Consider the following 18,923-nt stretch of genomic DNA (forward strand, 5'->3'; position numbering starts at 1 on the left):
GCAATGGTCGAGTTTGTATAAACGTGCATTTGTAATATATTTCACCTCCTTACTAGTTTAGCTACTTTAATTATAGCCCCATGGGCTACGCCATCAAACGCACACGCCCGCTACCGCGGGCGGTTTTTGGATAATAAAAAAGGGAAGTCATTTCTGAACTTCCCTTTTGATTTAAGCTGGATGGCTTTTTGCATCATCTCAGCTTTGATGTTTTAATCTTGATAATGAACGTATTTATTCTGCATTATCCAGATAACAGCAATGTGCTAGTTTTTTTCAAGGCAGGTCTTTCTTTTTTTAATTACATTCAAAAAAATGTTATGAGCCAATCTTGCTAATTTTTAGCAGCTCATTTACCGCGCTGACGTTTATATGACAATTATATTGATCCCAAGGTGAACCTCCTTTCTATGGGAAATTAGAGAAAAACGAAAAATATGTTAAGGCAACAAACTAAAAGTTGAAATCCGGGAATGCTGGAGCAGAAAAATTACTATATTAATCCCTCTGCCCCACCACGGAAAAACGTTAGCTGCAACCCATAGCACCCCCTTCGTGTTTGGTTAAAAAATTGTTAATTACCCATAGTATATACTATATTCAAAATATTGTCAAGTCCTAACAATTATCTATTAAATATAATGGCTTATTTTAGCTAAAATATGTAAAATGCTCAAAAAATGTAATAATAATTTTACAATTTTTTCGACTGATTGTGCCTAAATATAAGGCATGATATAGTGAATTCACTATGTTCACCCTCCAATCTACCTTCCAGCCTACTGGCGACCAGCCAGAGGCCATAAACAAGCTTACAAAAGGCCTTAAAAAGGGCTTTGAACGCCAAACCCTACTTGGTGTCACTGGCTCAGGCAAAACCTTTACAATGGCTAATATCATTGCTGATGTTAAACGGCCTACGCTTATAATTTCCCATAATAAGACCTTGGCAGCCCAGCTTTATAGCGAGTTTAAGCAGTTTTTCCCAGATGCAGCCGTACATTACTTTGTGTCATATTATGACTATTACCAGCCAGAAGCCTATATCCCCCAAACAGACACTTATATTGAAAAGGAGGCAACCATTAACGAAGAAATTGATCGCTTGCGACACGCGGCCACGCAATCACTTATTAATCGCCGGGACGTAATTATTGTAGCGAGTGTTTCTTGTATTTATGGTTTAGGCGAAAAAATTGACTACTTAAGTTTAAGCCAAGTTTTTACAGTTGGCGAAACAATTAAGCGCAATGATATTTTACGCCGCCTAGTTAAGATTCAATACGAGCGCGACGACAAACAACTTAGTCGCGGACAATTTCGCGTGCGCGGCGACCGTGTCGATATTCACCTAGCCACTGGTGAGGCGATTGTTCGCCTTAACCTAAATGGTGACACAATTGAAAAAGTAATTATTTTTACTATCACACCGTCCAAAGAAGCTATCTGGTTAATTGATTTAGATGACAACAAAGGTCAGAGCTTAGATAAAATTTCTATTTTACCAGCCAAGCATTACATGACAACAGAGCCAAAACTGCATGATGCTATTGGCTTGATTGAAGCTGAATTAGAAAGTAGATTAAAAGAATTAAGAGCTGAAAATAAAATTGGCGAAGCTGATCGTTTAGAGAGAAAAACAAATTATGATTTAGAAATGATTCGCCAAGCTGGTTATTGTTCAGGTATTGAAAATTATTCTCGTCTTTTGTCTGGTCGCGTCGCCGGCTCCCCGCCTGAAACTTTAATCGACTTCTTTCCGGACGATTATTTATTATTCATCGACGAATCGCACGTGACTTTGCCGCAGATTCGCGGTATGCACGCTGGTGATGCTTCAAGAAAAAACACTTTAATTGATTTTGGTTTTCGTCTGCCTAGTGCACGCGACAATCGTCCTCTAACTTACACTGAATTCAAAACTAAAGTGAATCAAGTAATTTACGTTAGCGCCACACCAACGGCTTATGAAATTGATAATTCAAAACAAGTTGTAGAACAAGTTATTCGTCCAACTGGTTTATTAGATCCTGAAATTGAAGTTAGACCAACTGAGCATCAAATTACTGACTTAGTCTTAGAAATTAATAAACGTGTACGCAAAAAGCAGCGTGTCTTAGTTACTACTTTAACTAAACGTATGGCTGAAGAATTAACTGATTACCTAACTAATGAGGGCATAAAAGTAAGCTATATTCATAGCGAGGTTGATACGCTACAGCGTGTCGAAATATTAAAAGAATTACGCTCCGGCGTGTTTGACGTTTTAGTCGGAGTTAACTTATTGCGTGAAGGCTTAGACTTACCCGAAGTATCGTTAGTCGCAATTTTAGACGCTGATATGAGCGGCTTTTTGCGCAATGAAACAGCTTTAGTCCAAACCATTGGTCGTGCCGCTCGTCACGTTGAAGGCAAAGTTATTATGTATGGCGACAAAATTACACCAGCCATGCGCTTGGCTATTGATGTGACTAATCGTCGCCGCAAAATTCAGGCTGATTATAATGAAGAATATAACATTGTGCCAAAAACCGTTGGTCTAAAAGATTATCAACCACTAGACTCAGGCGACTAAAAACACTAATATAGAAACATGAGTATTACAATCAAAAATTTTAATAACAAACGCTACGCTAGCCACGCTGCCCTTGAATCGGAAAATAACTTTTTTCTAGATAAAGTATATCTATTCAAAACCGCTAGAGAAATAGACAAAGTATTTGCTAAAACAAATGCAAAGATTCTTGAGATTGGTTGCGCTGATGGATCTTTTTCTAAACTACTAATGAAACGTGGTTACAATGTAGTTGGAATTGATATCGCAGAAGAAGCAGTAAAAGCCGCTTGCGTTAATGGAGTTGAAGCTCAAGTCATGAACGTTGAAGAAGGTCTCGGATTTAACGACGAAACATTTGATGCTGTTATTGCCTGTGAAGTGATTGAACATTTATATGACACAGACTTTTTTATTAAAGAAATTCTGCGCGTCCTAAAAAAAGGCGGCTATATATTTTTATCTACACCAAACTTAGCCAGTCTTCAAAACAGACTTCTTTTAATGCTTGGTAGATATCCAAAATATTCTGAATATAAAATTGACGATAGTAGCGCAGGACATATACGTAACTATACAACCAGAATAATCGCCAAACAGTTAAATGATAATGGGGCAACAGTAGAAAGAATAATGGCTCCTAATTTTTGGTGTCCAATGACAAAAAATCTTCCACAAATCATTAAAAATATTGCGATTAAACTAGGTGATGTATTTTATAACATCGGTTCACATATGGTTGTTGTTGCGAAAAAGTAAAAGTATATGAAAAACACTAACAACTTAGTTGTCAGTGTTCTTTGAAATGCTAAAAATTATTTAAGCGTCAGCTTAATTTTATCTAGCGCATGGCGCAAAACAACATTGCTAATTTCAGGTCCACTATGAATATAAAACTCTTCAGCTGATATTGGCTGGCCAGTTTTTTGATAAGAATACGCCTTCTTAATCATCTGAAACTTATCTATCTGGCCACCAACTCTGGCCCTTAAAGTTTTTCTTTCTTCAAACTCTAGCCAAAGCTTCAATATCTCTTCACCGCCTGATTTAAAACCTGAACAAATATTTTCCATAGCCCTTAACTCTCTTCTATATTTTTCTTCTTTGCTGCAGCGGCTTTTTTTTGGACAATTAACATCCGTGCGAATATCACCAACAGCTTTATCTGACTCTGCCCAGTCATGGATTATGAGCATTTTTTTTAATCCCCTAAAAGCAAAATATTTCTTTGCTATCAGGACGGTCTGATCAGTATGCTCTCCAACGGTTTCTGGGTTCTTAACTCCCCTGTCAACCCAACCAGTCCGCGGTAATGCATGCAAGCGATTTATGATTATTTGAGCAAGCATGGCATCTTCTCCTTCTAAGCCCAATATGCCTAGATAGTAGTTTTTATTCATAATTTAATATTTGAAGGTTCAACAATAATTTAACCCCAGCTTAAAAGATATGATGTGTTTCGTCAAGTTGACGATTGACAAAAATCAAATAATACATTATTATCTAAGCAAACAAAAATAAATTTAAAAGGGAGATAAGAATCTATGGTTCTTTTTACAAGCTTGATAGTTTCTATAGCAATTGTAGGACTAATCGTTAGTTCTATTTTTATTAGGAAAAAGTTTTTGAGTAAAAGCATTAGGAAAGAAAACTGGTTGCCAAGTCATATCGGTCATTGCATTATGGCGCTAACCATTACTATCTTTCTAGCCTGGCCGGAAATTCAATCTGTTTCCATGGAATTAGATAAAAGCCTATTCAGTCCTAAGGAAGAAAACTATCTTGAAAGTTTTACTAACTCTTATATTGTGCCATTAAACTATTTGATGTTCGCTAAATATCTAAATCAGAAAGCGAAGATTCTAAAATCAAATTAAAACCGAACAAGAGTAAATCTATTAAAAAACGCTGACAGCAAAAGTTGTCAGCGTTATTTATTATCTATTAGAGATTCTATTCTAAGGAGAAAGTAGTCTTAACAGTAATCATTACATCTTTATCTGGTTTAGAAGTGTCATAGGTTCCATAATCAGTAATGTCAATTGAGTTAACCGAGGTAACTTGCGTTACACCAACATCAGCGGTTTTTAGAGAACCAACTTTGCGTCCGCCAGCTGAGGCAATCTTATCAGCTCGAGCACGAGCGTCGTTCACTGCGTCGGTTAGCAAATCGATTCTGGTTTGAGGCAAATTTGAATAATAATATTCTGGAGCTTGGGGCGAAAAAATAACGCCTTGATTTATTAAAGCCTGAGTGTCTTTAGCTAAATCAGTAATCTTTTTAATATCTTTCATTTGTATCTCAACAGTCTGGTTTAGAATATACTGTTGAGGGCCTTGGCTATTTGGATCACGGTATTGTTGATTTAAGTAAATAGGTGAAATTACTAAATCAGATTCTTTGATACCGCGATCAGTAAAAAACTTTTTAACAACCTTCAAATCATTGGCCATTGAAGAATAGCCGGACTTTAAATCTGCTTCAAACACCGTACGAGCAAATGAACCTGTCCACTTAGCTACGTCAGCCGTGACTGTCTTTTTAGCTGAGCCGGTTACAGTTAAAGAGCGATCCATGCCTTTTACTTTATAAAAGACACCAGCTCCGATTACTGCGCTTATTATCAAGCATAAGCCCAATATCCAGGCAACCTTAGAAAGGTTATTATCTTGCATATTTTTATACATTTTTAATTAATATCTTGATTATACACCCAATCTTTATCTACAACAAACCCAATTATTGACAATATATCAATTTTTATATATACTCATAATACTTTAATATTTAAAACTTTTGGTAAAGACGCGCCATGGCGCGTCTCTCCATATAAACAAATATGGCACACAAGAAAGCCGGTGGTTCAACTACCCTGGGCCGAGATAGTGCAAGTAAACGACTCGGCGTTAAATTACAAGATGGTCAGATTGTTCACGCTGGTGCAATCTTAGTACGCCAAAGAGGTACCAAGTATCGCGTAGGCAAGAATGTACGCCGCGGTAACGATGATACTCTTTATGCCGTAGTTACTGGTATTGTTAAATTTTCTACTAGAAAATTACTAAGATTTACCGGCCAACTAAAGTCAGCCAAGGTTGTTAGCGTTATACCTGAAACTAAAGTTGATAAGAAATAATACTTATAAAAAATCCCTCTCAAGCGAGAGGGATTTTTTTTATTGTTTCAGTAAATATATTTTTAAGTTTTTCCATAATTATCTGATTAACAGAGAACTCTTCTGCTCGTTTTAGTAGTTTATCAATTAGACCCGGTTTGAATTTAAGAAAAGTAAACCTACTGTAATAATCAGTCGGTTGAGTTGGTAACGATTTATACATCTTAACAATACCGGCATTATAATCTTTCAAATCTTCTTCAATTTCGTTATTAGGACATTCTACATAATCTAAACAACAAAGATAATCTTTGATTGGGAAAGTTTGAATATCTAATATGTCTTGTACTACCTTAAGCGCTGTTAAAGTTAACCAATCATCTGAAAAATTATCCAGTATAGGTTCGGTAGAAGAAAATAAAAAACCAAGATTATTAATAAAAGCTTCGTACTGAGATTCATCATACAGCTGATGAACTGCCCAGCCCTTTTTGAAATCACTATTTTCATAAAATGATTTCTTGGTATATTCTTCACTATGAGTTAAGTCTCGGCTAAGTTTGGTTGCATAACGACTATCCGGGTAAACCGTACCCGAGAGATACGGTTTAAGGTCGCTAACTATTAATTTGTCTTTCAATTCTAAGGCAGCCCTAATATGAGTTCCTGGTAGTGCCATATCTATCTATTTCTTTTTATCTTTTAAAGCTAAACAAACTTTAACAAATTCTACAAACAAAGGATGTGGATCTAATGGACGAGATATATATTCAGGATGGAATTGCGTACCAATGAAAAATGGGTGATTCTTTATTTCAATGGCTTCAACAATACTATTGTCAGGTGAGGTTCCACAAACAACCAAACCTTTGCTTTCTAACAATTCTCGATATTCTGGATTAAATTCATAACGATGACGATGACGTTCGGAAACAACTTTTTTGGCGCCAAACTTTTTCGCATAAACTTTTCCTAAATGAGTATTAGGCACTAAGCGACATGGCCAACCGCCTAAACGAATTGTGCCGCCGTACTTACCGGCTTTCAGGGCAGCTTTTTGTGTTTCCATAATATCGATTACTGGATATGGAGTTTTAGGATCAACTTCTCTACTATTAGCGTCTTTCAGACCGACAACGTTTCTAGCAAATTCAATCACAGCCATTTGCATACCGTAACACAAACCAAAATATGGAATGTTATTTTCACGACAATATTTAATAGTTTTAATCTTGCCTTCAGCTCCACGCGTTCCCCAACCTTGGGGAACAATAATACCGTCAAATTTTTTCAACAACTTAGTTCCCTCTTTCTCAACTTCTTCAGAAGACAGCCAATGAATTTTTACTTTGCAATGATTAGCTGCGCCGGCGTGTTTAATAGCCTCTAGAACTGAGATATAAGAATCAGTTAAAGTAAAACTACCAGATACAAAATACTTACCTACGATACCAATATTAACTTCTTTAGTAGCGGTCTTAATACGGCTAATCATGGCTTTCCACTCAACAAGATCTTTGCCGCGAGTTTTTATGCCAAAATGCTCTAATAAGCGATCACCTAAATTATCTTTTTCAAAATTAACTGGCACATCGTAGATTGATTCAATGTCAGGTGCAGAAATAACGGCTTCAGCGGGAATATTACAATTAACCGCAATTTTCTCGCGACGTGGCTGATCAATTGGTTTAGCGCTACGAGCAATAATAAAATCGGGTTGAATACCAGCCGCATTTAGAGTTCTAATAGCATATTGTGTTGGCTTGGTTTTCATCTCGCTTGATTGAGATGGAATTGGCAAATAACTTACCATTACAAAAACCACATCTCGACCACGAGTTAATTTCATCATACGAGCGGCTTCTAAGAACAACAGGTTCTGGTATTCACCAACCGTTCCGCCGATTTCAATAATCATAATTTCGGCGCCGGTCTTCTTAACCGCTGCTTCAATGCGAGAATTTATTTCCAAAGGAATATGAGGCACCACCTCAACACATTTACCACCATATTCAAGATTTCTTTCACGCTCAATCACCGCTTGATAAACACGACCAGTTGTCATGTAGTTATCGCGATAAATATTTTTATTTAAAAATCTTTCGTAATTACCAACATCCTGGTCGGTTTCATCACCATCTTCAGTTACAAAAACCTCACCATGCTCAATTGGGTTCATTGTACCAGCATCAACGTTTATATATGGATCAATTTTAATTGCACTAACATTAAAACCTCTGCCCGTTAAAATACGACCAATAGAAGCTGCGGCGACACCTTTACCAACGCCAGACATAACACCACCAACAACGAAAATGTATTTAGTGGTTGCTTTATTAGTTTTCTTTTTTTTGTTGGGCATATTTATTATCGTAAATTAATAAAATTTAAATACCAATTAACTATTGTCTGTCCGTATAGTAAAACAATCAAAGCCGAGACAGACAAAAATGTTCCTAGCGGTAATTTGGAGCCCCAATGCTTTTTGCCAAAAGCTAACAGCAAAAGACCAACTACAGCACCAATGCCGTAACCTAAAAAAATAGCAGGCAAAACATTAGGCCAGCCAAAAGCTACTCCTAAGAGTAGGCCTAAACGAATATCGCCACCGCCAATCCAGCGGCCATGAGAAACAATAAATTGGACTAGGAAAAAACCAGTTCCTATTGTAGCAGAAATTAGGAGGCTCTGCCAGCTGAAACCTAGATAAAGATTCAATGCCAAAACCACTCCAGCAGCAGTCAAGCTTACTCGATCAAAAATAACGAACCAACGTAAATCCATGACAAAAATAATTGTGAAGATACTAATCAAAAACCAATTGCGTAATAAAGTTAACCAATTATTTAGCTGCCACAAATCTATGGCGCCGAATTCACTAATCAGTCGCCAAATAGCTAACATAAAAAATAAGCCAACTAAAGCTTCAACGATTGGGTACTGCCAAGAAATGTGCTTTTTACAATGACGGCAACTGCCACCTAAGATAAGGTAACTAATTACTGGCAAATTATCATACCAGGCAATAGTTTTTTTACATGATCGGCAATGTGAGCGACCGCCCATTGACTCGTCTTCGTAAAGACGCCAAATTAAACAGTTTAAGAAACTGCCAATTATAAACCCAAAAAATAAACTAAAAACAATAAATAAACTATCCATATATTTTTATTTTTTAGCAAGTGCCCAAATATTATAAGCTATTTGAAAATAACCAATAGAAATAGATTCATTAGACCAGCCAGATTCAATTAACTGTTCACGAATTAATTTCTTTGTATAAAATTGCTTATGATCATTTATTTCTTCGCTAGAAATTAGTTTCATTTTAGCCAAAAGCCTCAAGAGCTTGTCCGCACCAGAACTTGGTGTTGTAATCACTAATCTTCCGCCTGGTTTCAACAAGCGATAAATATCTTTTAACAATTTTTTAGCTGTTTCAACATCAAGGTGTTCAATTACAGCCAACATAGTTATGGCATCAAAATAGTTATCTGACCAAGGTAAAGGAGAATCTTTAAAATCAATCTGCTTCAGATCTACGCCTGGAATTTTTTTAGCAGCTGACTGATCAATACCATATTTTTCTTTAAAATTTAATTTAGTTAGAAAATATGGATAGGCACCGCAACCAATATCTAAAACTCTTTCATTGTCTGATCCCGACAAAATTCTCTTTGCTTTGTTGGAACGCCATATAGTTAAAAACCGATCGAGCGGTCCCCAACCCCGAGTAACTCGTCGCTCAACAAATGAGCGAGGCGCAATTAAGTTAAACCAAACAACTGACCAAACTGCCTCAAGCCAATCAACCCAATTAATTTTCTTGCCTTCTTCATAGCTACGTCCATTATAAGACACGCCAACTTCATAAACCCTAGCTTTACCGTGCCCCACCCAAGCAGTCAACTCTTCATCGATAGCAAAGCGATTGCAAGTTAAGCGCCCACGAAAACGGTCAACCTGCTCTCTATTATATACTTTGTAGCAAGTTGCCATGTCAGTTAAATTCAAATTTGTGAAAATATTTGAGAAAGTAGACATCCATCGATTAGCGGCAGCGTGCCAGAAAAATAAAGCGTTCTTTGGGCGACCACCAATAAAACGAGAGCCGTAAACCACATCAGCGTGCTTATCAATAATCGGTTCAACAAGTTTTTCATAATCTGCTGGATCATATTCTAAATCAGCATCTTGAATAATCATAATATCGCCACTTGCTTTCTCGAAACCAATTTGCAAACAAGATCCTTTGCCAGCATTTTTGTTTTTATAAATAACAGAAATCAGCGGATCATTTAGATTTTTTAATATCTCGCGTGTACCGTCGCTTGAGTAATCATCAATCACAATTATCTCTGAAATAATCGAACGACTAAGCGGCGCTTTCTTAACTAAATCAAGCAAACTCAGAATAGTTTGCTTCTCATTGTAAACAGGAATAATTATGCTTATTTTATTCATATTTTTTTAAGTCCAGAACATGCAATGAAGCCATAAATATAAAAATTGAAGTCGAAGCTAAAGGTATTATCGTCCTAGAAATTGCCGTATTATCCATAGCCCAAAGATAATGTTCAGTAAATGCATACATTGCAATAATACCGCCGCTCAAAAAGATAAACATAAGCCAAGCTGTCAAAAGGGATTTGTCTCTAACTATCATCCTAGACATTATAACAGACCCCAGCGCAAAAATAACCCACCAAGTATTCCAATTATTGCTAACAAATAAACTCTGAGAAAGGGAGTAAAAAATCTCAGGATGCCAAGCAAAAGCGCCTTCCACGTTAGAAAAACCAAGCCCATAAACAGCCTTAGTAATTAACCAAGGAGCAATCGGGAAAATTAAAAACAATAAACCGTAACCGATTTTACGCCATTTTAAGTCAATCAACTTAAACAATTTAGCTAAAAATAAAGCACCAACAAAAGCTATGACGCAAAAAATTCCTTCATTTTTAACAAACATAGCCCAGCCGCTAAACAACGCCGCTATGAATAACAGCTTCTGATTATTATTCATTAACCATTCTATAAAAAATAACATACCGACAGCTGAATAATAAGCGAGGGTTATGTCAGCGTAATTATTATAAGAATGATAATAAATAAATGGCATGGAAACAAAGAAAAGACCAAAAACCCAACCCTGCCACTCACCTAGCCACCGTCTACCGGCCTCAACTATCAGTATCACTAAACCCACAAGGTAACCCCAAGATATTAAATTCAAATAGCCGCCTGATCCTCCGAGTAAACGGAGCCAATACTCCAGCAAAGAGTAGTGCCAGGGGTAGTTTTTTAAACTAAAAGCTGCCAAATAATTATAACTGTTGGAATTAAAATTAACTGCCTTGTCTACTATCAAAGATTGAGCTCGCATTGACCAAAAAGCAATGCCGTCAAAAGCTAATATTGGCTTAGAAATAGCTTGAATAAAATTTAGAGCTAAAAATAGTACAACAACCAAGCCAATAACTAGCGAAATTGAATATTTTTTATGCCAAGTAAAAATAAAATTATTGCTCCATTTTATTTTTTTAAAAACAAACCAAAGAGCAGCTAAGGTCTGTAAACTTATAAAATAGTAAATAAAAAATGAGAAAGACAATCTAAATATAACAAAATATAAAAATAATTCTAAAGAAATAACAGCCGCGCCAAGCCCATAAGCCAAAGCAATATAACGAAAACCTTGCTTCAGCTTAAAATAATTAAGTAGCCAAGCGCCAACTGATAGTAATGAAATAAAAAATAATATAACTGCTAACATAATTTATTTTATAACTCTTTTAAAAATAGCTGTGTCCGCATCAAATCTATTTATCATTGTAAAATCACCCAAATATCGTCGATCGTTGCCTTCTAGTATATATAATTTTCCATCCTCGAAAGCAAATGCCTTAGAGCTACGATATAAAATAAAATAGTCTGCTGTATCCTGATTAGTGACGACAAAATAGTTATACAAAAAATAACGTAAGTAAATACCAATATTCGTACTAAAAATCTTTACACTTGCGCCTGCTGGAATTAATTTCTTAGACACCTGTGCAAATGGGTATATACCACAGATTCCACCACCCAAACCATGGTTCCTATCCAGGCTGCAATAACGCCAAAGAATCTGAGCTTCCTCTGGAGCATCAACAAAATTATATATATTCTTAAAATCAATAATTGAACTATAACTGAATTGAAAAAGCAAGGGTAACCAAGCTATTAACGCCGAGATAATGATAATATTTTTAATTGGCCACTTAAAAAGCCTAGCCAAAGAAAAACCAAATAATAAAATAGAAGCAAAAATGCCACCAAAAAAGAGAATGGCTGAAATTGAGCCTATAATCTGTCCTGGAATTATATTTATTGAGTAAAATAGCTCCGGCTGGTACAAGAAAAAATTCATAAATTATCTATATAAGATATCACATCTCTTGATGTCAAGCTATCTAATGCCTGATGATTAAAAGTTAAGATTTTAGCAGATCTCGGCGCCTAAACATCAGGGTCATGAACCAGGGAAAATAAGCACAAAGATTTAACTGACATGGCACTAGCAATATGAGTAAGCCCTGAATCATGGCCAATGAATAAAGACATTTTTGAAATACCAGAGACGACTTGATTAAAAGGTATCCCGCTCAGGTCAATTATTTTACTGCTTAGTTCGGAAGGTATGTTATATAAAGTCTTTTTATCATCAAGAGAGCCAAAATAAAAAATTTTATATCGTCCTATTAAACTATTAAGTATTTTAATCCATGAGTCGAGAGAGAAAATCTTCGTAGCTTCACCTGCGCCTAGATGTATACCTAGTCGAGGCAAAGAATCATTACTCTCTATCTGATTAATAAATTCTGCTTCAGATTTTAATATGCCTGAACTAAGTTCTATTTTAGGAATAGAATCTTCTTCCGAGCCGTCGCAAAAACTTAATAACTGTTTGGTGCGCGAAATCAATTCGTTATTATCATGAGCAATGTGCAAGAAGGCGCCCAATCCACCATTAACGAATCCCGCACGACAAGGGACTCTGCTAGCTAACATAAAAATAATTGCCAAAGGATCGCCGTTAGTATCAGTAGCTACCTTATAGGAGTTCAACAGCTTAATTTTATTCTTATACCAGAATTTTATCCACTGACCAGGGTTAAATCCTTTCTTAAAATCAGGAAAAATAATTATTTCATCTATACCGGGTATAAGCTTTAATACTTTAGCTGATAAATCATTAGTAATAACATCGATCTTTATAGTCGAATGTCTCTTGTTTAAAAAACGTATTAGCGGCTCTAGTAAAACGGCATCACCTAAACCTCCTAAGCTAAAGATTAAAATCTTATCACCAGAACCTAGCTTTAGTTTGACAAAAGAAGTACTTCTAATAAAAAATTTTACGGGAAACAACAGAGAGTCAACAACAAAAGCTATGATCAAAAAAGATTTCTTCTTATAGGAATAATAACCAGAAAATAGATTCATATTATCTCTTAAGAGCAATAACAATAAGATTATCACCAGTACCAGTAATAAACGATATAACTTTAATAATAATCTTTAAAAGACCCCTTAAATTAAACGAGGCCTTATGATACATATTTATTCTAGTATACGCCTTAACTACCGCAAAGCCATTCCTTTCTAAAGTAGAGCAGAGACCTTTATTGCCAAACTGCCAGATATGCTGAAAAGGAGAAAAGCCATACCACTTATATCCCAAGATAAGCCGCCAGGCGCTAAAAAATCTAGGTACCTCTATTAATAATATTCCGCTTGGCTTAATAACTCGCTTAATATTTTTCAATTCTAAATCCAGATTTTCTATGTGTTCAAAACAATGAACATAAGTAATAATATCCCAATAATTATCGGGGTAAGACTGTTCAGCGAGTGTGCCAAGCTTCAAGCGCCCAGTTAAATCTAATTTCTTTTCGCCTAGTTCTAATGACCCTTCTGACAAATCAATACCCATTGAATCAAAACCATATTTTTTTGCCTCAGCAACGAAAACTCCAAGGCTACAGCCAACATCGAGCAGATTGCCTGTCTTTTTCCATTTCTTTAATAACTTAATAGTATTGCCAGAAAAATATTCCCACTCAGGAAGACGATCAAACCGATCTTCGTGATCATGCCTTGCTTGATAATATTCGATCAACAAGTTATCTTGCAAAGGGATTGGCCAAGTACGAGCCAAACCACAGTTTTTACAAGCTAATATTGAGATGTTTCTCCCTGCCGTATCATACCAATATTTGGTATATGTATCACCACCGCAAGGACAAACTATCTCAGGCATCTTAACTGTTTTCTTCTTTTTTCCTAAAAATATATTCCAATCAATCACTATACGAAAAATCCCTAGCATGAAGGCTGATCGCCAGGCGACGAGTCCTTCTTTATAAGCACCAGAGTATAAATTTTTTAAGACAACAATAAAAAAGTCGGGAACGGCAATCAACAGTGGCCAATGTCGACGTAAAAAAATACTTCTTGGCCAATTGTCTCTTGAATAATTAAATTTTTTAATTTCTGAAAAATCTTTAAGATATAGGCTAGCTTGAAATTTTGCCCAGGGAACCCATTTTTTTACAAAAATTTTCCAGGAATAATTATTGTAATTAGGACGATGTTCTAATAAAATAGGGACTTCTTTAACGCTACCCTCAACATCGACAACGTAATGTAATAAACCTAAAAACGACATAGCGGATCTTCTAAAAAGACATCTCTTATATGGCCAATTACTGCTTACATATTTTTTACCATCATAGAGCGGCCATAAAAACTCAAATGAATCAACGCTATCATCTTGAATTAAATTAGGTAAAGCAGCCTGAAGCTCGGGAGACAAAAATTCATCCGCATCAATCTGTAATATCCATTCACCCTGAGCAGCTTCATAACTTAAACACCTAATTGGCTCTGCCTCTCCTGTTCTTGGCGCAATAATAATCTTTGCTCCGTAATTCGCAGCAATTTCTAAAGTCTTATCTTGGCAAGGCCCATCATGGACAACAATAATTTCATCAACTACAGAGGCAATGCTTTTAAGACAGCGTTCAATAACAAGTTCCTCGTTATAGACAACTAGACAGGCGGAAATTTTAACAAGCTTATTATCATTCATAAAATATTAGAAAAAATTATTTTAATTTTTCCATTAGTCCATTGATTTTTTCATTGTTTGGATCAATATTTTTCACTTCATTAGCATAACGCAAGGCTGTGGTCTTGTCGCCTAGCTCGAGATATAAACTAGCTAAACCAAAGGGCCATAAACTATTATTAAAATCAATCGCAAAACCTTTCTTGTTATACTCAATCGCCAATTTAATATTCTTTTGCTGATAAGCAATATCAGCCAACTCCTTATAAGCAGATACTGTTTCAGGATAAATTCCTAAAGCTTTTTTATAGTTTATGATTGCTTGATCAAAGTTTTTCTCGCCACTATAGGTGAGGCCAATTAGATGATAAAAATATCCTAATTGCTCAGCAATAACGGTCGTGTGCCCACTACCGGAAACTGCCTTTTCTAAACTAGGAGAGGCGGTAATGCCATCTAAAAATATCTTGCGCGCTTCTTTATATTTTGCTTGCCATAATTTCATACGTCCGTAATCCTGATAAGTAGTAGTAATATTAGGGTTAATAAGCAGCATTTCTTGGTAATATTTTTCCGCTATACCATAATACTTGGGGTCAGAATAATAACCAAGAATCGAATAGGCGTGAGATAGGTCAATCAAGGTATATAGTTGAATTTCTTTGGGCGGAATATTTTTCGTTTGATCAATAATGTTATTTATCAACTTATTCTTAGCCTCTTCGGAAGATATTGCTGAGAGACAATTTACATTATGATGAAGATAAGCGCGAGAATAATAATGACTAGCTGGATACCATTCCATTACACTCTCTATATTATTCACAATTTTCCAGCAGTCTTTCTCAGCTTCACCTTTTTTTACTTGGAAATAATAATAATCCGCTACTAGGGGACGAATATTGTAGCCATAAAATATTGTTGTCATGAATATTATGCCGACACCACTAATCAACCAACGCGAAGAAGCGTGAAAAAAATCAACTGACTTATAGTCAATTTGCTCTGAGGTACTATTTACGCGCCAGGACAAAGCAAGCAGAACATAAAACAACATGCTCATGGCAGTTAAAGAAAAACTAAATAGATTATTGAAAAAATAAGCGAGTAAAGAAGCTCCGATAGCTAGAGTTAACCAATAAACTTCACCCTTCTCTCTGGCCAGCACTTTGTACATTCTCTCAATACAGAGATAAATCAAGGTTAACAATGACAACAATCCAACAAAACCGAATTGAAGTAAAATATCAAAAAAATTATTATGAGCTCTATCTGGGAATGAATTGAGTCTTTCGGCATAGGCCCAATCAGGTTGATACATACGCGCAAAAACACTCGCCTCAACGTCAGGACCAAAGCCAAATAACTGGCGATAAAATGGAGCTTGCTCAATTGCCTGCCAAGAAGCGCTCCAATATTTGAGTCTAATATTGACTGAACCATTATTAAAATCAAGTATACTGATTGCTCTGACAAAAAAATTGTTGCTAAAGTCGATACGCGACACTAAATTTGATCGAACGCTAGGTGTGAATAAAACAATAACAAAGACAGCGCTTAACACTACCAGTGCTAATGATATAAACCGTTTTTTAAAATGCCAGAGGCAAAAAACTAAGGCTATAAAAGAGGTGCCTAGTAAGGCTATCCATGCACCACGACTGGAAGTGAATAATAGGCAAATAAACTCACTGAGCAATAAAATAAAAAATAAAATACGAATGTAAAAACGACGACTTATAAAGAAAATTGAATAAATTGTCAAAGGAATCATCACGACTAAATAATGACCGAAAAAATTGGGTTGCCCAAAAGTTGAGAATATTCTAGAAAATGAACTTTCAGACCAATACAAGAAATCAAAACCAAGGCATTGAGTTAAGCCGTACAAACATGTTACTGCGGCAGAAATGTTTAAAGTCACTATTAAACGCTTTAGCTGAGACTTGCTTCGGAAAATAGTAATTATAAAAATAAAAAGTATCAAGTAAGCTGCAATATTGTTAAGCCCCTGCTGACGCTCATAGGTGCCAAGCAAGCTAATCATTGGGTGAAGCGAAAAAATAGTACTTATGACAACAGCTAAAAAGAATACTCCCCAAGCTAAAATTATTTTCTTAGATTTAAAAATTATTAACTTACTACTTAAACAAAAAAATAGCAACCAGGCAGTAACAGCGATCATTAGACATAGTCTAAGCCAGACTGATTTGTTTAAGTCAAAAACAGTGTAGTTTTCCTGAAAAAAAGCAAAATATATAGGGACAAAAAACACAGCAGCGAGCAATGACCATTCTATAACGTTAAAAAATATTTTTTGATTTCTATTGATAATCATAATTTTTATAAAAAAAAGACCATAACAAAATGAAATGATCTTTTTTAAAATCTATTAGAACTATAACTACTAGTTCAATCCAGCAGGTGTTGCACGATGAGTACCAGCACCTAAATCTCCAATTTGTCCACCAATGCAGTAAGTAATAATATACGAAGTACCGGAACCAATCTGGGTGTATGTGTAGTTACCTGAAGTTGGACAATTTCCATCATTATTTGGAGAAGGGTTAGATGGAACTACTGCCATATAGGTCGTTGTGCTGTAAACCAATGAGTTACCAGGGGTAACATTGGTTGGATAAGAACCACCGTCATTATAATATAACTCTAGAGCAGACATCATCTGACGCATATCAGCCACACGCTTAGCGTCGCGAGATTTTGTACGAGCATTACCCAAAGCTATAACAGCCATGGTAGAGAGCACACCAATGATCGCAATGACGACCAAAAGTTCAATGAGGGTAAAACCCTTACGATTGATTTTATTCATATTATTATGAAGTTTCTTTTAGGTAGGGCTTAAAAATAACCCTTTATAAATATAAGTATATTATACACCAAATTTAAAAATACAACAATAGCAATATTATATATTACTAACTACACTATACATCGGCATCAAAATAGCCCAAACCATAACTCCGACGCCCAAACCCATAGTCACCATTAAAACAGGCTCAATCAAAGACATCATATTGGCCAGCATATTAGTTATCTCGCGATTATAAAAATTTGTCACTTTTTCTAAGGAAACATCAAGTTTTCCGGTCTTTTCACCGACTAGCATCATCTGAGAAACCATGTTAGGAATTTCTTTTGTTTTAACAAATATTGTGCATATTGAGTTACCGCTCTGCACCTCAATAATCGTGTCATCAATAATTTTTTTATAGTAAGCGTTATCCACAACCTCACCGGCAACTTGCAAGCTAGTAGAGATATTCACACCCCCTATGATAAGAGTGTTCATAGATCTAGTAAAGCGAACTAAGCAAATCATTTGTAACAATATACCAAAAATAGGCATATTGAGAATTATGTGATCAAATAGAAGACGACCTGGTTTAGTTTTTAAATAAAACTTAATAGCTACAGCTAAAGCACCAGCCCCAATTAGCAAGGTCCACCAATAGGCGTTAAGAAAGTCAGATATGGCAATCATTGTTTTTGTAGCTGCCGGTAGTTCACTACCTGTTTCGATAACGATCTGCGTTAGTTTAGGAACAATAAACATCATCATTAAAAAACCTATACCAATCATCATGCAAATAACAAAAATTGGATAAATCATGGCACCCTTAATCTTACTGTTCATGTCATAATCCTTTTCCATTTCATCAGCAATATAATTAAGAGAGTCATCTAATTTACCAGATTGTTCACCAGACTTTACAACGCTTGTATAAAAGTTAGAAAAAATTTTTGGGTGTTTAGCTAAAGAAGTCGATAAGTTTCCACCACTGTCAACTTCATCACCTATTTCGGCGACGATCTTCCTGAGCTTAGGTTTAGTAATCTGTTTAGATAGAACCTTCAATGACTCTACAACCGGAACGCTTGCTCCAACCATAACTGAAAACTGCCTCGAAAAAGAAACTATATCTTTAGTTGTAACACGGGAAATCAACTCATTAGCTGACCAACCAGCATTAAGAGATAATTCCTTTAGAGAAATAATTTGCAAACCACGTGAAGCCAAAGTATCAATTGCTTGAGCTTCATTCGCTGCTTCAATTGTTCCGCTTTCTTGACGATCACTGACAGGATTAGCGGCTTTAAAATTAAAAGTTGGCAT

General features: G+C 35.8%; 16 protein-coding genes and 2 pseudogenes. 4 read left to right on the forward strand and 14 right to left on the reverse strand.

Annotated features, from left to right (window positions below):
* Positions 1 to 751 precede the first annotated feature (751 nt).
* Together uvrB and NTY12_00380 are read left to right on the forward strand one after the other, a co-directional pair.
* Positions 752 to 2,548, forward strand: a pseudogene (gene uvrB, locus NTY12_00375) (excinuclease ABC subunit UvrB).
* A 45-nt stretch (positions 2,549 to 2,593) separates the two neighbouring features.
* Positions 2,594 to 3,313: a class I SAM-dependent methyltransferase gene (locus NTY12_00380; protein ID MCX6792464.1), complete on the forward strand. Its 720-nt coding sequence runs from the start codon at positions 2,594 to 2,596 to the stop codon at positions 3,311 to 3,313.
* A 56-nt stretch (positions 3,314 to 3,369) separates the two neighbouring features.
* On the opposite strand, the gene NTY12_00385 is transcribed toward NTY12_00380, so the two are convergent.
* Positions 3,370 to 3,954, reverse strand: coding sequence for an HD domain-containing protein (locus NTY12_00385; protein MCX6792465.1), 585 nt, complete (start codon positions 3,952 to 3,954; stop codon positions 3,370 to 3,372).
* 144 nt (positions 3,955 to 4,098) lie between these two features.
* On the opposite strand from NTY12_00385, the gene NTY12_00390 reads away from it, so the two are divergent.
* The gene (locus tag NTY12_00390; protein ID MCX6792466.1) at positions 4,099 to 4,431 is read left to right on the forward strand and encodes a hypothetical protein; all 333 of its coding nucleotides are present in this window, start codon (positions 4,099 to 4,101) and stop codon (positions 4,429 to 4,431) included.
* 76 nt (positions 4,432 to 4,507) lie between these two features.
* Here the strand turns inward: NTY12_00390 and NTY12_00395 are convergent, their stop codons facing one another.
* A complete protein-coding gene (locus NTY12_00395; GenBank protein MCX6792467.1) occupies positions 4,508 to 5,230 on the reverse strand; it encodes an SIMPL domain-containing protein in 723 nt (240 codons plus the stop codon).
* Between the two features lie 164 nt (positions 5,231 to 5,394).
* On the opposite strand from NTY12_00395, the gene rpmA reads away from it, so the two are divergent.
* The gene (gene rpmA / locus NTY12_00400; protein ID MCX6792468.1) at positions 5,395 to 5,691 is read left to right on the forward strand and encodes a 50S ribosomal protein L27; all 297 of its coding nucleotides are present in this window, start codon (positions 5,395 to 5,397) and stop codon (positions 5,689 to 5,691) included.
* A 19-nt stretch (positions 5,692 to 5,710) separates the two neighbouring features.
* Here rpmA and NTY12_00405 read toward each other — a convergent pair whose 3' ends face one another.
* The 12 genes and pseudogenes from NTY12_00405 to NTY12_00460 form a co-directional block, all read right to left on the reverse strand.
* Positions 5,711 to 6,349 (reverse strand): hypothetical protein, encoded by a 639-nt coding sequence (locus NTY12_00405; GenBank protein ID MCX6792469.1) that lies wholly within the window; start codon positions 6,347 to 6,349, stop codon positions 5,711 to 5,713.
* A 6-nt stretch (positions 6,350 to 6,355) separates the two neighbouring features.
* The gene (locus tag NTY12_00410) at positions 6,356 to 8,032 is read right to left on the reverse strand and encodes a CTP synthase (GenBank protein MCX6792470.1); all 1,677 of its coding nucleotides are present in this window, start codon (positions 8,030 to 8,032) and stop codon (positions 6,356 to 6,358) included.
* 5 nt (positions 8,033 to 8,037) lie between these two features.
* Positions 8,038 to 8,832 carry a prepilin peptidase gene (locus NTY12_00415; protein MCX6792471.1) on the reverse strand — a complete coding sequence of 265 codons (795 nt, stop codon included), beginning with the start codon at positions 8,830 to 8,832 and terminating at the stop codon, positions 8,038 to 8,040.
* A 6-nt stretch (positions 8,833 to 8,838) separates the two neighbouring features.
* Positions 8,839 to 9,339 carry a class I SAM-dependent methyltransferase gene (locus tag NTY12_00420; protein MCX6792472.1) on the reverse strand — a complete coding sequence of 167 codons (501 nt, stop codon included), beginning with the start codon at positions 9,337 to 9,339 and terminating at the stop codon, positions 8,839 to 8,841.
* Positions 9,340 to 9,438: 99 nt separating this feature from the next.
* Positions 9,439 to 10,134 (reverse strand): annotated as a pseudogene (locus NTY12_00425) (glycosyltransferase family 2 protein).
* Positions 10,127 to 11,446: a glycosyltransferase family 39 protein gene (locus NTY12_00430; GenBank protein MCX6792473.1), complete on the reverse strand. Its 1,320-nt coding sequence runs from the start codon at positions 11,444 to 11,446 to the stop codon at positions 10,127 to 10,129. The pseudogene NTY12_00425 and the gene NTY12_00430 overlap by 8 nt, the downstream one beginning before the upstream one ends.
* Before the next feature lie 3 nt (positions 11,447 to 11,449).
* Complete coding sequence (locus NTY12_00435) at positions 11,450 to 12,082, reverse strand: hypothetical protein (GenBank protein ID MCX6792474.1); 633 nt, start codon at positions 12,080 to 12,082, stop codon at positions 11,450 to 11,452.
* A gap of 89 nt (positions 12,083 to 12,171) precedes the next feature.
* Entirely contained in the window at positions 12,172 to 13,158 is a 987-nt protein-coding gene (locus NTY12_00440; GenBank protein MCX6792475.1) for a glycosyltransferase family 9 protein, read from the reverse strand.
* Between the two features lies 1 nt (position 13,159).
* On the reverse strand, positions 13,160 to 14,806 hold the full coding sequence (locus NTY12_00445) for a bifunctional glycosyltransferase/class I SAM-dependent methyltransferase (GenBank protein MCX6792476.1): 1,647 nt from the start codon (positions 14,804 to 14,806) through the stop codon (positions 13,160 to 13,162).
* A 16-nt stretch (positions 14,807 to 14,822) separates the two neighbouring features.
* Complete coding sequence (locus tag NTY12_00450; protein MCX6792477.1) at positions 14,823 to 17,123, reverse strand: O-antigen ligase family protein; 2,301 nt, start codon at positions 17,121 to 17,123, stop codon at positions 14,823 to 14,825.
* 69 nt (positions 17,124 to 17,192) lie between these two features.
* Positions 17,193 to 17,618, reverse strand: a complete 426-nt coding sequence (locus NTY12_00455; protein ID MCX6792478.1) for a type II secretion system protein — start codon at positions 17,616 to 17,618, stop codon at positions 17,193 to 17,195.
* A 96-nt stretch (positions 17,619 to 17,714) separates the two neighbouring features.
* On the reverse strand, positions 17,715 to 18,923 hold the full coding sequence (locus NTY12_00460; GenBank protein MCX6792479.1) for a type II secretion system F family protein: 1,209 nt from the start codon (positions 18,921 to 18,923) through the stop codon (positions 17,715 to 17,717).

The sequence above is a fragment of the Candidatus Falkowbacteria bacterium genome (genome assembly GCA_026396835.1).
Taxonomy (GTDB): domain Bacteria; phylum Patescibacteriota; class Patescibacteriia; order Patescibacteriales; family Patescibacteriaceae; genus Patescibacterium.

What these genes read in the sequence shown, in the direction of transcription:
- NTY12_00380 (MCX6792464.1), top strand. Translation starts at nt 2,594, where the DNA reads ATGAGTATTACAATCAAAAATTTTAATAACAAACGCTACGCTAGCCAC.
- NTY12_00410 (MCX6792470.1), bottom strand. Translation starts at nt 8,032, where the DNA reads ATGCCCAACAAAAAAAAGAAAACTAATAAAGCAACCACTAAATACATT.
- NTY12_00395 (MCX6792467.1), bottom strand. Translation starts at nt 5,230, where the DNA reads ATGCAAGATAATAACCTTTCTAAGGTTGCCTGGATATTGGGCTTATGC.
- NTY12_00405 (MCX6792469.1), bottom strand. Translation starts at nt 6,349, where the DNA reads ATGGCACTACCAGGAACTCATATTAGGGCTGCCTTAGAATTGAAAGAC.
- NTY12_00430 (MCX6792473.1), bottom strand. Translation starts at nt 11,446, where the DNA reads ATGTTAGCAGTTATATTATTTTTTATTTCATTACTATCAGTTGGCGCT.
- rpmA (MCX6792468.1), top strand. Translation starts at nt 5,395, where the DNA reads ATGGCACACAAGAAAGCCGGTGGTTCAACTACCCTGGGCCGAGATAGT.
- NTY12_00445 (MCX6792476.1), bottom strand. Translation starts at nt 14,806, where the DNA reads ATGAATGATAATAAGCTTGTTAAAATTTCCGCCTGTCTAGTTGTCTAT.
- NTY12_00460 (MCX6792479.1), bottom strand. Translation starts at nt 18,923, where the DNA reads ATGCCAACTTTTAATTTTAAAGCCGCTAATCCTGTCAGTGATCGTCAA.
- NTY12_00450 (MCX6792477.1), bottom strand. Translation starts at nt 17,123, where the DNA reads ATGATTATCAATAGAAATCAAAAAATATTTTTTAACGTTATAGAATGG.
- NTY12_00415 (MCX6792471.1), bottom strand. Translation starts at nt 8,832, where the DNA reads ATGGATAGTTTATTTATTGTTTTTAGTTTATTTTTTGGGTTTATAATT.
- NTY12_00385 (MCX6792465.1), bottom strand. Translation starts at nt 3,954, where the DNA reads ATGAATAAAAACTACTATCTAGGCATATTGGGCTTAGAAGGAGAAGAT.
- NTY12_00455 (MCX6792478.1), bottom strand. Translation starts at nt 17,618, where the DNA reads ATGAATAAAATCAATCGTAAGGGTTTTACCCTCATTGAACTTTTGGTC.
- NTY12_00390 (MCX6792466.1), top strand. Translation starts at nt 4,099, where the DNA reads ATGGTTCTTTTTACAAGCTTGATAGTTTCTATAGCAATTGTAGGACTA.
- NTY12_00440 (MCX6792475.1), bottom strand. Translation starts at nt 13,158, where the DNA reads ATGAATCTATTTTCTGGTTATTATTCCTATAAGAAGAAATCTTTTTTG.
- NTY12_00435 (MCX6792474.1), bottom strand. Translation starts at nt 12,082, where the DNA reads ATGAATTTTTTCTTGTACCAGCCGGAGCTATTTTACTCAATAAATATA.